Genomic DNA, 14424 nt, shown 5'->3' with positions numbered 1-14424 from the left:
AAAATTAAAAAAATCCTTTCATCGCAAAAGGACGAAAGGATCGCTATACCACCTGTTACAACATACTATCATACGCGTTCCCGGTAACGGGGGAAATCCGTCAATGCCTACTAAGATAAAATCCGTTTGACACGAAACTTAGAAGTGATACCGGAAAATTCCTACACGCACCGGCTCTCACCAACGCCGGTTTCTCTGTAACTATCGAAAATAATCCGCCTTCTTCATCACAGTTTTTAAATATATCTTTTCAAGATTATAAAGCTTTTTTTTACTTTTTGTCAATACTTCCTTTTCCTTGCCTTAAAAAGTCAATTATGCTATTCTTTAGTATATAAAAATTGCTAGAAAACTTTGTTAATTTTCTAACAGTTTTTGTTAAATTTTACTGAGATTTGTTGCTGATTCTAAAGCGACATAATTATAGAGATTCTATTTTTTATAGAATTGTAAATAAAAGGAGAAAAATATTATGGAAACTCGTGATTTAACACTCCTTACAGACTTGTATGAACTTACAATGATGCAGGGATATTTTAAAAGGTACAAAGATGAAGATGAAATAGCCGTTTTTGACGTATTTTATCGTGAAAATCCCTATAATGGCGGATATGCCATTGCCTGCGGATTAGAGCAGGTAATTGACTACATCAAAAATCTTAAGTTTACCAAAGAAGATATTGATTATCTTGACAGTCTTAATACTTTCGATAAAGAATTTCTTGACTATCTTGCCAATTTTAAGTTTTCCGGTGATCTTTATGCAATACCGGAAGGCACGGTTGTATTTCCAAGAGAGCCTTTAATCAAGGTGATTGCGCCAATTTCAGAAGCTCAGCTTATTGAACCTGCCATATTAAATTTCATCAATCACCAGTCACTTATTGCTACTAAAACCTCCAGAGTTGTTTATGCAGCTGATGGTGAAGGTGTCATGGAATTTGGACTTAGACGCGCTCAAGGTGCAGATGCAGGAACCTTTGGAGCAAGAGCAGCCGTAATAGCAGGATGTATCGGAACCTCCAATGTTTTAGCCGGGAAATTTTTTGGTATACCTGTTATGGGAACCCATGCCCACAGCTGGATTATGAGTTTTCCTGATGAATATACAGCATTTAAAAATTATGCAAAGCTTTATCCTAATAACTGTCTTTTACTGGTTGATACCTATGATACTTTAAATTCAGGGGTTCCAAATGCCATAAGAGTTTTTAAAGAAATGAAAGAGGAAGGTATCGAACTTAAAAAATACGGTATCCGTCTTGACAGCGGAGATTTGGCTTATCTTTCCAAAGAAGCCCGTAAAATGTTAGATGAAGCAGGTTTTGAAAATGCTATTATATCCGCTTCTAATGACCTTGATGAAAACTTAATTACTTCTCTTCATATCCAGGGAGCAAAAATCAATTCCTGGGGAGTAGGTACTCATATGATTACTTCCAAAGGCTGGTCATCTTTTGGCGGAGTTTATAAACTGGCTGCAGTCCAGGATGAAGAAGGAATCTTTGTTCCTAAGATTAAACTTTCAGAAAATACTGAAAAAATCACAAATCCGGGAAATAAAAAGATTTATCGTATCTATAATAAAGATGATGGCTACATTCGTGCAGACCTTTTATCGATGAATGATGAATCCTATATAGAAGATAAAGATCTTGAGCTTTTTGACTCTGTAGATACCTGGAAAAGTGCCATATTAAAAGCCGGTACTTTTAAATTAAGAGAATTATTTGTACAGGTCTTTGACAAGGGTAATTGTGTTTACGAATCTCCTTCAGTTATGGAAATCCGCGAAAACTGCCAAAAAGAACTTGCCACATTAAGACCCGAAACCAGACGCCTTATTAATCCTACTTTGGTTCCGGTAGATTTATCCAATAAACTTTTTAGAACAAAAATGGGACTTTTTAAAGAAATGAGTGGAAAAGTTTTATAATTATTTTAAATAAAAAAAGGAGCTTCCTGCCGTTTATACGGATTGGAAGTTCCTTTTTTATTTTCATTGAATATATGTATCACCTAAAGCCATTCGGGATAAGGCACCATCAATATCCCAAAGCTTTAATTCGTTACTTTTAACCGGTGTGCCTATTTTATTAAACCTGATAGTAACTTTTTTGCTACTGGCAAATAAGTGAATTTTTACAGATACCGGTTCCCCGCTTTCTTCATTCAAGGCATCCCTTGTAAGGTTTTGTGTATATTTTGCTATGGCATTTGCATTGGTACTTATAATTCCCTTAGATATGCAAAATTCCTTTATTTTTTTTGAAGTTATATTTAATTGCTTTTCATCTGTAACTAAAATATCTATAGAATCCCTTATTTTAGCATTTTCAGGTAAAAATCTGCTATGAAAAGCAAAATCCCTAATGCAAAACGGAAGATGTCCGCATCTTCTGGTTGCCATAATAACTATGGCAAGCAATGTAATAATTCCACTTATAGGAAATGCCATTAATATCCCTTCATTTTCCTTTAAATATCCAGGTATTATTGCCAAAATACAGACAAGAACACCATTGTTTAAAAGGGATAATATACGAGCAAATTTTTTTTCTTTTATGCCCTTAAAATAACCGATAAATACGCTTCCCAAGGCAAATTCAGGAAGATACAGAGTCATCATTTTTATTATAATCTTAGCCTGATCGATTGCCTGTGCATTTTCATTGAAGAATATACCGGCAATATTTCCTGCAAAAATATTTAAAATCACGCAAAAACCAACAACCAAAATAAGCGTATACTTTATAGCTCCCCTTAAAAGATGTCTTAGGGATTTATTGTCTTTTTCCAGAACAAATCCCTCTGTAATGGAATAGGTAGCCTTGGCAATACCATATACTATTGACATAATTGCATAGACCATATAATTGGAAACTATAAAAGCCGCCATTGTAGCTGCGTTTGTAACACAAAGCAGGATTTTATATATGCAAAAATCTTTAATTGCCACAAGTTCCCTTCCAAGAAGAATATACTTCCCCTCAGAAATAATAACCTTAATATCTTTAAAATTTAATTTTTTAAAATCAGTTTTCAAAAAGGTCTTACCGTCAAAAAAGTGCATTAACAGTAATCCCAGGGCACTTAAGTAACTGATTGAAGTAGCTATAGCCATTCCAAACATCCCGGCTTTAAAAACATAAACATTTAAAATATCAAAAATAATATCTGTTAAAAAGAATGTCATTAAGGCCAAAAGTGGTCTGAAATCGTCTTTATCAAGACTTACAGCCGATTGTAATACTTCATAAATAATAATCATAGGAATTGCAGGCAGTATTCCCTTTAAATAATCAAGACAGACCGGTTTTAAATAAACAAAATCTCCGCCTGCCCCAAGTATCGTCAGAAAACCATCTGAAAATACATAAAGAAGAACTGCTACAAGTATCCCTAAAAATGCGCCGAATAATAATGTTAGGGTAAAAGCCTTATTTACTTTTTCACATTCATTTTTCCCTGTATAAACGATCATAAGATTTTTACTTCCGCTTGCCAGCATCTCACCCACAAAAGAAACCAACAACAACACAGGAATCATAAGGCCGTTTACAATTATGCAATCCGAACCCCAAAACCTTCCTATGAACACACCATCCACAACCATTCCTACAATGGCCATTATGGAACTGGCTACTATTAAAATCGTAGTATTTGCCAAAAGATTTTGTATAATGTGACCATCTTTTTTAATGTCCATAAGAATCACTTTATTAAATAATTCTTTTTCGTTCATGTAATCACCATACCTTTATTAACTCGGAATGTATACAAAGTCTCAAATTTTGTATTAATATACTGTAAATATCGACACTTTAAAGTACTACAATACTAAAAAAACTGAATTTGTAAATTTCCTATCGTATTTGTATTTTTTTACCAGTCAATATAATACATTTGTCTTTTCCTTGTTCCTTAAGGTATTTCTCCGACAAATATTTTAATTTTTCTCAGGCAGGCTTTCACTATCTCCTTCATCAATACTTAAGTAGGCCTGCGCTATTTTTTTATAGTCAAATTCCCTTTTAATTTTCTCAACGCTAAATTCATCACCTTTTACAATACTTTTGTAAATGTAACGATTTTCATCATCAATGGTATCGTCCTCATTAATCAATGATGCCACTACATAATGTTCTTTTTCATAATCAAATTCATCCACTACAGCCATTTCAACCTCTTTGCCATCTTTTGTAGTGGTCTTAAAGGTCACATAACCTTCCTCAAAATTTTTATTATCCATTTTTTGCTTCCTTTCTAAGGGGATACCATCTAAAAACCTTTAAAATAGGAAATTTCAGGCAAAGTCCCCCACATTTTCCTTATAAATAAGTATAAAGTATCAGCATGATTATTGTCAAAGTATATAACAAAAATGAAATATTTTAAAAGAAATTAACTATAATTTTCAATCAATTCAGCAATTTTCCAATAATCTCTATAGATTTACTAGACTTTTGTTTCTATTTATCCTAAAATATTTGTATAAATATGTAGGAGAAGAGGTAAAGAAATGTTTAAAAAAGTCAAAATTTACATCAGCGATGAGCACGATATAAGAACTAATCTGGCTCTTGAAGAGTATCTTATTAAAGAACTGGAAAATGAATGTGCTATTTTGTTTTTATGGTGGAACAATAATACCATAGTAATCGGTAGAAACCAGAATCCCTGGAGGGAGTGTCATCTTAGTGCCATGGAGGAGGACAATATTAATATTGGAAGACGAAAAAGCGGTGGGGGTGCCGTGTTCCAGGATCCGGGCAATGTTAATTATTCTTTTATCTGCTATGAAAAAGACTATAACATTGAACAGCTTATTAACATTGTCACAAGTTCTTTAAAAAAATTTGGTATAGATGCCTTTTTCAACGGACGAAATGACCTTTTGGTGGAGGGTAACAAAAAAGTATCTGGTTCTGCTTTTTCAAAATATGATAATTTCCACATTATGCATGCCACTATGCTTATAAATGCAGACCTTCAAAAAATGGCAAAATACTTAAATGTATCAAAGGCAAAACTTGCCTCAAAAGGCGTAAAATCAGTGCAAAGCAGAGTTACAAACCTGGTGGAGTTAAATAAGGACATTACCGTAAAAGGTTTTGAGGATGCCATGATAGAAACCACAAAAGAACTTTTTGGTGATGACAGCAAGCTCTATCCGGTTCCTGATAAATCTCTTTGGAAAAATGAATTAGACTTTTTTACATCTGATAAGTGGGTATTTGGAAGAAAAATCAATTTTGAACATATATTGGAAAATCGTTTTGACTGGGGTGAAATACAGCTTCATTTTCAGATTAAAGAAGGACTTATTTCAGAGTGCAAAATCTATACTGATTCCATGGACGAAACAATTTTTGATACAATTAACAAATTGCTTATAAATTGCAAATATTCCACGGAGGGCATAAAAAAAGCTTTAGATTCCATTACTGTAGAAAACAACCTCCAAAAACAAATCATAAGTGATATTATTACATTACTGAAAAGAGAATTATAAATATTAATCCCCCTTCACTGCTTTAGGAAGGGGGATTCTTATTTATGTAAAATTTTTAGGAAAGTTCAAACATTCCGGTATAAAGCTGGTAATATTTGCCCTTTTGGTCTATAAGTTCTTCATGGTCTCCTCTTTCAATAATTTCACCATTTTCAAGTACCATAATTGCATTGGAGTTTCTAACAGTTGAAAGTCTATGGGCTATAACAAATACTGTCCTGTTGGCCATAAGCTTATCCATACCCTCTTCTATAAGTCGCTCAGTTCTAGTATCAATGGAACTTGTAGCTTCATCAAGAATAAGTACCGGAGGATCTGCAACTGCTGCTCTGGCGATTGCCAACAGCTGTCTTTGACCCTGACTTAAGTTGGCACCGTCTGCTGTAAGCATTGTATCGTAACCATTAGGCAAATGTTTAATAAAGAAGTCTGCATTGGCCAGTTTTGCTGCATTCTTTATCTCATCATCCGTAGCATCAAGCTTACCATATCTTATATTTTCCTTTACAGTTCCTGTAAATAAATGGGTATCCTGTAAAACTATGGACTGGGACTTTCTAAGGTCGTCCTTTTTAATTTTATTAATATTTATACCATCATAACGAATTTTTCCGTCAGGAACATCATAAAATCTGTTTATAAGGTTTGTAATTGTGGTTTTTCCAGCTCCTGTAGAGCCTACAAAGGCAATTTTCTGTCCCGGTTTTGCATAGAGACTTATACCGTTTAAGACTGTTTTATTGCTTTCATATCCAAATACCACATCTTCAAATTCAACTTTTCCCTTAACTTCCGTATAGGTAAGGCTTCCATCATGATGAGGATGTTTCCATGCCCATCTGTCGGTTCTTTTATCAGCTTCCGTGATATTTCCATCTTCATCAATATTTGCATTTACCAAAGTTACATAACCATTGTCTGTTTCTGGTTCTTCATCAATAAGATTAAAGATTCTTTCTGCACCTGCCAAAGCCTGCATAATAGCATTAAACTGCTGAGAAATCTGGGTTACAGGCATTGAAAAGGATCTGGTAAACTGCAAAAAGGAAGCAAGGGTACCAAGGTCAATATTTCCTGCAATAACAAATATACTTCCTACAATACAGGTTGCGGCATATTGCACATAGGAAAGATTGTTCATGGCCGGCATCATAATATTTGCATAGGAATTAGCTTTTTCGGCAGCCTTAAAAAGCTTATCATTCTTTTCATCAAAGTCTACTTTGCTTTCATCCTCATGGCAAAATACCTTTATTACTTTTAATCCTTCTATACTTTCTTCTATGTAACCATTTACAGCTCCTAATTCCTTTTGCTGCATCATAAAGTATTTACCGCTTCTTTTTCCCAATGCTCCAACAATATACATTATCAGAAAAATTGAAACAACTACAATTAATGTAAGCAATGGACTTAAAAAGAGCATTACTGTAAATGTTCCCACAACATTAATTCCTGAATTAATAAGCTGGGCAAAACTCTGACTTAACATATCCCTTACTGTGTCCATGTCATTTGAATAGCAGCTCATTATTTCACCATGAGTATGGGTATCAAAATATCTTATTGGAAGCTTTTGCATCCTGTTAAACATATCAACTCTTATTTTATAGATAGTTCTTGTGGATACATTTACCATTAATCTGCTGTATATAAAAGTAGCCAGACAACCTATAATATAAGCCCCTGCCATAAGCAAAATCCACTTGATAAATTCAGAAAGATCCGGATTTTTCTGACCTATAAGAGGCTCTATAAAGTTGTTGATTAAGGGTTTTAAAAAATATGTTCCCATAATTCCCACAATTGTACTTATAACAATACAGGTTACTATGATAACAAGCTGTCCTTTCATATCTGACATGTAGGAGAAAATTCTTTTTATGGTTTTTCCTGCATTTTTTGGGCCGCCTCCCATTACTCCCATAGGTGGTCCTCCGTGTCTTCCCGGTCTTGGTCCCCTGGGTCTGGAGCCTGATGAATAATCATTTCTTTTTTCTTCTGACATTTTTACGCAGCTCCTTTCTGTTGTGATTCATATACTTCTTTATAAATCTCATTGGATTTAAGAAGCTCTTCATGGGTACCAATAGCATTTATCTTACCCTGATCCAAAACAATAATTCTGTCTGCATCAGCTACGGAAGATATTCTTTGGGCTATAATAATAGTTGTAGTATCTGAAAGTTTTTCTTTAAAAGCCTGTCTTATATGAGCATCTGTAGCAGTATCCACGGCACTGGTGGAATCATCTAAAATAATTATTTTAGGTTTCTTTAAAAGTGCTCTGGCAATACAGATTCTTTGCTTTTGTCCACCGGATACATTAACTCCACCCTGTCCTAAGTCAGTCTTGTATCCATTAGGAAATTCCATAATAAAGTCATGGGCACAGGCAGCCTTACATGCTTCTTCTATCTCATTCATGGAGGCATTTTTATCACCCCATCTAAGATTATCTTCAATAGTTCCTGAAAAGAGTACATTCTTTTGAAGAACCATTGCCACTTCGTCCCTTAAATTATTAAGCTTATATTCTCTTACATCATGTCCTCCCACAATAACCTGTCCCTTAATTACATCATATAGCCTTGGAATAAGCTGAACCAGGGAAGTCTTGGCAGAACCTGTTCCTCCTATAATTCCGATGGTTTCACCGGATTTTATTTCAAAATCAATACTTTCTAAGGTTAAATTACCCGGATCATTAGCATAGGAAAAAGCAACATCTTTAAACTTAATTGAACCGTCTTCAACTTTAAGTTCTTCATTTCCTTTATCATCCTTAATATCTGATTCTTCTTCTAATACTTCTCCGATTCTTTGAATGGAGGCTCTTGATAAAACCAGCATAACAAACATCATAGAAATCATCATAAGTGACAATAAAATCTGTAAAATATATGAAACAAAGCTCATAAGAGCCCCTACCTTAAAGCTTCCACCAATAATCATAACACCACCAAAATAGGAAACGGCTATTGTACAGGCATACATGGAAAACTGCATGGCAGGCATGTTCCAGATAACAACTCTTTCTGCTCTTAACTGAGCATTCCTTACAGCATCTGCTGCTTTTTCAAATTCCTCGCATTCATAATCACCGCGAACAAAGGATTTAACTACCCTTATGGCAATAAGATTTTCCTGAACTCTTGCATTTAACTTGTCATATTTTGAAAGCATCTCCATAAATCTTGGATAGGCACTTGTTGCAATAAAATAAAGAACAAATGACAAAAAAGGAATAGCAACAGCAACAATCAATGATAATTTCGCATTTATAAGAACCGCCATAACCGTGGCACTTATAAACATAAGAGGTGCTCTTACTGCCATTCTTATTATCATCTGAAAGGCGTTTTGAGTATTGGTAACATCAGTTGTAAGACGCGTTATAAGTGATGCGGTACCAATTTTATCAATATTAGAAAATGCAAAATTTGAAATATTATAAAATTCTTTTTTTCTTATACCCTTTGCCAGTCCCATACTGGCTGTAGCAGCAAATTTTCCTGCCAAAACACCACAGGTTAATGAGATGACTGCCATCAATATCATTAGTGCGCCCATTTTAAGTATAAAACTCATATCCTTATTGGCAACTCCCCGGTCTACCATTTGAGCCATAACCATGGGAATAAGTGTCTCCATAATTACCTCTCCTACAATAATAACCGGAGTAAGAATGGCATATTTTTTATACTCACCTAAGCACGATAAGATTTTTTTAACCATTATTCTTCCTCGCTTCCTTTAGATTTTTTTCTCTTTAGTTCTTTTTCTCTTTTCTCCATAAGTCTTAACAAATATGGAACAGTAACCCTGTTAGATTCCATACTTATATCGGACTGTTCTTTCAAGGCTTGCAGAGTATTTTCCTGTATCCTGTCAAAAAATACACTAAGGGTTTTCATATCCTCTTCAGAAAAACCGTCAAACATCCGCTTGTCAAACTCGTAGAGTTTTCCACCACACTCCCTTGCAATCTGCTCTCCCTTTTTGGTGAGAAAAACTTTCTTGCAACGAAGATTATCTTCATCTATGTTTTTCACCAAAAGTCCGGCTTTTGCAAGGCGTTTACTGGAAGTAGCAACAGAAGCAGGTGTAACTGCCAGTTCTTGTGCTATCTCAACCTGGGTGCATCCGGGATGAAATAATACATATCCTAAAAGGGGCATCTGACCTTGATAAATTTCAAATTTGGAATTTACTTCCTGTAAAAATATCCTTCTAATAAGATTGATATGTTCCAGCTTCCCCAGAAGTTCAAAATACTCCATCAATTCACCTCCTGCAATTTAATTTAACAATTGACGATAATAATAACATCAAATAGTTTTTCTATAATTATAAGCAGTTAACGTTTTATTGTCAAACATTAAATTATTAACCGTTTAATAATTTTCATCAAGTCTTTAGTATCTTTTTCATATAAAGAATTAAAGTAGATATTAATTTTTAGTCATTTTAACAAAATGTGCGAATTTTATTATTGGATTTTTTTCCTGTCAGGAAATAATTTAGAGAATTTCAGGTATGTAATTACAAGAAATCAATTTAAATAGTGTATTTTACACGAAAGACCCCCTGGTTGGAGCTATAAATACCCCTTTGTTAATCGGCAATTTGCCCGAAAAGTCTTGTTAAAAAAATGTCGTTAAATTGTTAGCAAAATCCTTCAAAACCTTTTATCATTTTAGATACTATTACCAAATCCCGTTATAAGTCATTGTATTAATAGCACTATGAAATTTGTACCAATTTTGCCTCTTTTTTGAAATTTTCCGTTATTATTACTAAATTTGATAATTTTTTAACGTTCTCTTTTGATTTTGATATTTCATATTGCAAGGCATAAAAGTAAACACGGTTACATTATTTTTGTTTTTTATGTTAATATAGCTAAATTTCTCTCTTTTTTAAAGCTTATTTTATTAGTTTTTTAACTTCTATATGCCCTATGTGCTTATTCTTATATACCAAAGCCTCTGCGAAAGTCTAATTTAAGCTTTAATGTTTTTATAAAAACAAAAAAAATAAGGAGCAAAGCGGCTATACATTGCTCCTTATTTTTTGTTAAATTTTTTCCGTTCTAATTATTATCCTTTATTATAATACGTTGATCCAGTCTATTTCTTCTGGGATAAGCTCAATTCTTGGTTTATTCTCTGACGACTGAATGTGCTTAAGAGTTGTTATAGCCTCCATTAAGCTTTCTTCTGATAAACTTTCGATTACTTCCATTGCTTTTTCTTTAATTTGTGGCATTTCCTTTAATTCCTTTCTTTTTTTAATTAATTCTTTGATTTCCACCCTTCATTTATATGAAGGAAATTTTTAATGTACAATATTTAGCTTGTAACAATTCACAATATGGCTAATTATATCGATGTAAAATTTGTAAATTGTTATTGAGATTTCCGCGGTTGTTTATTTGTATTAAACATCCAACTTGATTGTATAATATTATAAATACCAAAAACTGTCAATGTTACTAATCAACAAATATTAAATACAAAAAAAGTGGCCAATGTTATCATTAGCCACATTCCATTTTTGCACATATTACAAGAAAATCTTATGAGTCATTGACATTTTTGTTAAAAGTTTTGGTTATTTTAGTCAATTTCATAGATGTAATAATTACTGCACTCTCCCAGCAATTTTACTTTTGCCTTTTTATTTGACAAGCTTTCAAGGTCATCCCGGTTAGTTAATATTCTGTTAACTTTCATTTTTTTCAGTTCATTTACTGATAATGAGATATCTATACAGTCTGCCTGAAAGAGAGAAAACCTGTCATCTGATACTGCTTTATCAACTATATGGATCTGTATATGAGCATATCTGTTGTATACTTCGTTGTATTTTCCATCCTTATCAAACTCCTCCCAGCGTTTTAAATCTGGGTATACATTGGTTGAATTGATGGTGGAGGCTCCCTGCATTATCAGGTAATTTCCCGCCAAATAGCTTATATCTGACACCCATCTGCTGTCTTTTTCGTCATATTCCCTAATAGACCTTGCAAGATCCGTATTGGTCACATCTGCCGTACCAAAATTGATTGGATTAATCATTCCTCCCAACATAAAGCATACAGCTGTTAAAAACAGTGCCGCCTGGGTTTTGTAATTGTTTATATTTATTATTGTGAAAACAAATAAAACATATACAACAAATATAAACACATACATTTTTAAGCTTAAATTAAATCCTGCAAAGCCTGTTAAAAATGTTAATAAGGCTGCTAATGCCAAGGATATTATCTGGGAGTGGGAAAGTTTTAGTTTTGTTTCAAACTCACCTGCCCCTTTTATCATCAATATTACATTTATAAGACCTAGGCCTAAAAGTGCTCTTTTTGAGGTGGAATGACTAAGAAGAGTAATCTTTGCCAAAAATTCCGGAAATCCCACTACACAATAGGCAAGTATTATGATGTAAGGTATGATAAGGCATATTACCAAAGGATCCGCCTTTTTCTTTTTATACATATTGTAAATACAGATAGCTAATCCCAAAGGTCCTGCACTAAAGAAAGTTGCAGCCTCGCATACATTTGAACCAACAGAAGATTCTAATGATTTAAAAGGGGATAAAAGGTTTATTCCTTCGTTAAAAAGCAAGTTTAAACCTCCGCCTCCTGAATTTGCCCTTTGTCCAGGGTAGGCAGTATTAAGTACCGTTTGAATGGTTTCTCCTGAAACTGTATAAATGTAATACATACTTACACCAAAAAGGACAATGGTAACTGCTAGCCCTGCAATATCAAAAAGTGATATTTTATAGTCTTTTATATTTAATATAATTACATAAGCCATCAGACCTAAAAATACATAAAATAAAGGAACCATCCATGCCGGATATAGGGTTAAGAGGTATCCTCCGGCACATATATAAAGTCCTAAAAAGCAAAAAAACTTTATGATTTTTGAAGTGGTCTTCATTATAGTATTTACTAATAATATAGCCAAAGCCCCGAAAATCAGCATTTCCACCAGACCATTTATGGCAAACCACCATTGAACCTGAGGCGAAACTGCTACAAACAAGGCTCCTATAGCGCTTAATCTCTTATCTTTTTTGGTTAAAAGCATAAATAATTCAAGCCATACAAGATAGAGACAAACTATTCTTCCAACCCAGAAAAATCCCATTCCAAGAGAATTTCCAAAGAGCATATAGCCATTTAAGAAAGGTCTAAAAATAATGGACATTATGTTCTTTACAGGAAGAGCATAAATTATAAAAACATCCGTAAGATCCCCTCTTATTATATTGCTAAACCAGGAATAGGCATCTCCATAAGACTGGGAAAAAATCATAGGGGTAAAAACAGCCCACTCATCACTTCTTATATATCTTATTACTCCATAAATGGGCTCTGTTGCTTTTATTCCAAGGTAGTTTCCCCAGGCGCCTATTGATGAACCGTTTAAATTCAGCAGTGTGGCCGCTGCCCAAATACCTGCTCCCACAAAATATCTTTTATCAAAAAGCCAGTTATAAATATAAGACACCTTGCATATAAAATGCATCAAAAAATAATGCATTACTATAATTGCAAACAAAGTTCTTATCCAAAACATCTTAGAGCCTAAAAGGTTTAAGCCTGCAAACTCTGCTGAGAGCTTATCTTTGTCAAAAAAGTAATGATAGTTTTCTGCCAGGTTAAACCTAAATGTAAATAAACATGCTATAAGAGTTCCTAAAAAAACTGCCAGAAAAATTACCAAAATATTTACATATAGGGGATACTTAAATATATCTTCTTTTTCTTTTACTTTATTCTTTTTATTCATCTTTTTTCACATTCTACTCTTTTTTTAAAACTGTTTTTCCAAATAAATATTGCCTTCTATATCTTTTATGGTAAATTTTCCATTTTCATATACCATATAGCTGTGAGGGGTATTATCTTTTGGAATTGAAATTGAGCCTGGATTAATATAATAGTTTTTTCCTACCTCTTCAATAACAGGTACATGAGTATGACCATGAACTAAAATATCTCCCTCTTTTAAAGGTGGCATATTTGAAGTATTGTGTTTATGACCATGGGTAATAAAAAGCATTCTTTCCTGATCATAAATAATCATATAATCTGCAAGGCATGGAAATTCCAATACCATCTGGTCAACTTCTGCTTCACAGTTTCCCCTTACTGTAAGTATTTCTTCTTTCATGGAATTAAGCAAAGCAAACACTTCTTTTGGAGCATATTCCTTTGGAAGGTCATTTCTTGGACCGTGATACAAAAGATCTCCTAATAAAACCAGCTTTTCAGCCTTTTCTTTTTCATAGATTTCTTTGAGAATTCTGCAATAATATGCTGAACCATGAATATCTGATGCAAATAGTAACTTCATTTTTTCCTCCCTTTTGTAGACAAAATCAAATGCAACGAAAAAGCCAATCTTTTTTCAGAAGATGTCTGTCTTCCTGAAAATAATCAGAATTTTCGTTGCAATTTTCTTATAAAAGCAAATTAGACATATTAACTGTCCCTGCTAATTGATTTGGGTTCATAGTATTTAATAATACTTATCTTAATTATCAATTAATTTTACCAATTTGCTATATACATGTCAAATTTTAGGTTTTTTTTGTATTATTTAGCCAACTTGTCTATTAGTGAAATCATTTCATCTATTTTTTTCTCTTTTTCAAACTGATCTTCATTATTAGCTGCACTTAGTACACAGCCCTTTATATGAGCACTTATTACTTCTTTGTTGGCTTTATTTAAAATGGCCTCCGTAGCCATAATCTGGTTTGATATGTCCACACAATATCTGTCATCCTCTATCATTTTTAAAATACCTTCTATTTGCCCTCTGGCGGTTTTTAATAACTGTTCTATTTTCTTTCTGTCTGCTCTCATAATAAACCAGCTCCTTATT

General features: G+C 33.4%; 11 protein-coding genes. 2 read left to right on the top strand and 9 right to left on the bottom strand.

Annotated features, from left to right (window positions below; translation table 11 throughout):
• Positions 1 to 472: 472 nt before the first annotated feature.
• Complete coding sequence (locus BM153_RS04560) at positions 473 to 1936, top strand: nicotinate phosphoribosyltransferase (RefSeq protein ID WP_092871221.1); 1464 nt, start codon at positions 473 to 475, stop codon at positions 1934 to 1936.
• A 63-nt stretch (positions 1937 to 1999) separates the two neighbouring features.
• Here BM153_RS04560 and BM153_RS04555 read toward each other — a convergent pair whose 3' ends face one another.
• Both BM153_RS04555 and BM153_RS04550 read right to left on the bottom strand, forming a co-directional pair.
• The gene (locus BM153_RS04555; RefSeq protein ID WP_092871219.1) at positions 2000 to 3745 is read right to left on the bottom strand and encodes an MATE family efflux transporter; all 1746 of its coding nucleotides are present in this window, start codon (positions 3743 to 3745) and stop codon (positions 2000 to 2002) included.
• Between the two features lie 204 nt (positions 3746 to 3949).
• The gene (locus BM153_RS04550; RefSeq protein ID WP_092871217.1) at positions 3950 to 4252 is read right to left on the bottom strand and encodes a DUF1292 domain-containing protein; all 303 of its coding nucleotides are present in this window, start codon (positions 4250 to 4252) and stop codon (positions 3950 to 3952) included.
• Positions 4253 to 4522: 270 nt separating this feature from the next.
• Here BM153_RS04550 and BM153_RS04545 point away from each other — a divergent pair, with 270 nt between their 5' ends.
• The gene (locus BM153_RS04545; RefSeq protein WP_092871215.1) at positions 4523 to 5515 is read left to right on the top strand and encodes a lipoate--protein ligase; all 993 of its coding nucleotides are present in this window, start codon (positions 4523 to 4525) and stop codon (positions 5513 to 5515) included.
• Between the two features lie 55 nt (positions 5516 to 5570).
• Here the strand turns inward: BM153_RS04545 and BM153_RS04540 are convergent, their stop codons facing one another.
• From BM153_RS04540 to BM153_RS04510, 7 genes are all read right to left on the bottom strand, one after another.
• Positions 5571 to 7442 carry an ABC transporter ATP-binding protein gene (locus BM153_RS04540; protein WP_092871321.1) on the bottom strand — a complete coding sequence of 624 codons (1872 nt, stop codon included), beginning with the start codon at positions 7440 to 7442 and terminating at the stop codon, positions 5571 to 5573.
• A gap of 83 nt (positions 7443 to 7525) precedes the next feature.
• Complete coding sequence (locus BM153_RS04535; RefSeq protein WP_092871213.1) at positions 7526 to 9253, bottom strand: ABC transporter ATP-binding protein; 1728 nt, start codon at positions 9251 to 9253, stop codon at positions 7526 to 7528.
• Positions 9253 to 9798 (bottom strand): MarR family winged helix-turn-helix transcriptional regulator, encoded by a 546-nt coding sequence (locus BM153_RS04530; RefSeq protein WP_092871211.1) that lies wholly within the window; start codon positions 9796 to 9798, stop codon positions 9253 to 9255. The genes BM153_RS04535 and BM153_RS04530 overlap by 1 nt, the downstream gene beginning before the upstream one ends.
• Positions 9799 to 10627: 829 nt before the next feature.
• Positions 10628 to 10831 carry a hypothetical protein gene (locus BM153_RS04525; protein ID WP_092871209.1) on the bottom strand — a complete coding sequence of 68 codons (204 nt, stop codon included), beginning with the start codon at positions 10829 to 10831 and terminating at the stop codon, positions 10628 to 10630.
• A gap of 305 nt (positions 10832 to 11136) precedes the next feature.
• On the bottom strand, positions 11137 to 13323 hold the full coding sequence (locus BM153_RS04520) for a DUF7657 domain-containing protein (protein ID WP_092871207.1): 2187 nt from the start codon (positions 13321 to 13323) through the stop codon (positions 11137 to 11139).
• Positions 13324 to 13347: 24 nt separating this feature from the next.
• Positions 13348 to 13890, bottom strand: a complete 543-nt coding sequence (yfcE, locus tag BM153_RS04515) for a phosphodiesterase (RefSeq protein WP_092871205.1) — start codon at positions 13888 to 13890, stop codon at positions 13348 to 13350.
• 242 nt (positions 13891 to 14132) lie between these two features.
• The gene (locus BM153_RS04510; RefSeq protein WP_092871203.1) at positions 14133 to 14405 is read right to left on the bottom strand and encodes a metal-sensing transcriptional repressor; all 273 of its coding nucleotides are present in this window, start codon (positions 14403 to 14405) and stop codon (positions 14133 to 14135) included.
• Between the last annotated feature and the right edge of the window lie 19 nt (positions 14406 to 14424).

This window comes from Acetitomaculum ruminis DSM 5522, from assembly GCF_900112085.1.
Classification (GTDB): domain Bacteria; phylum Bacillota; class Clostridia; order Lachnospirales; family Lachnospiraceae; genus Acetitomaculum; species Acetitomaculum ruminis.
Note: the sequence above shows the minus strand (reverse complement) of the source record. Positions and strands in the feature narration are given on the sequence as shown.

Bases quoted from the DNA above. Each gene is read 5' to 3' on its own strand.
- BM153_RS04520 (WP_092871207.1), bottom strand. From the start codon at position 13,323: ATGAATAAAAAGAATAAAGTAAAAGAAAAAGAAGATATATTTAAGTAT.
- BM153_RS04530 (WP_092871211.1), bottom strand. From the start codon at position 9,798: ATGGAGTATTTTGAACTTCTGGGGAAGCTGGAACATATCAATCTTATT.
- BM153_RS04550 (WP_092871217.1), bottom strand. From the start codon at position 4,252: ATGGATAATAAAAATTTTGAGGAAGGTTATGTGACCTTTAAGACCACT.
- BM153_RS04535 (WP_092871213.1), bottom strand. From the start codon at position 9,253: ATGGTTAAAAAAATCTTATCGTGCTTAGGTGAGTATAAAAAATATGCC.
- BM153_RS04540 (WP_092871321.1), bottom strand. From the start codon at position 7,442: ATGGGAGTAATGGGAGGCGGCCCAAAAAATGCAGGAAAAACCATAAAA.
- BM153_RS04545 (WP_092871215.1), top strand. From the start codon at position 4,523: ATGTTTAAAAAAGTCAAAATTTACATCAGCGATGAGCACGATATAAGA.
- yfcE (WP_092871205.1), bottom strand. From the start codon at position 13,890: ATGAAGTTACTATTTGCATCAGATATTCATGGTTCAGCATATTATTGC.
- BM153_RS04555 (WP_092871219.1), bottom strand. From the start codon at position 3,745: ATGAACGAAAAAGAATTATTTAATAAAGTGATTCTTATGGACATTAAA.
- BM153_RS04560 (WP_092871221.1), top strand. From the start codon at position 473: ATGGAAACTCGTGATTTAACACTCCTTACAGACTTGTATGAACTTACA.
- BM153_RS04510 (WP_092871203.1), bottom strand. From the start codon at position 14,405: ATGAGAGCAGACAGAAAGAAAATAGAACAGTTATTAAAAACCGCCAGA.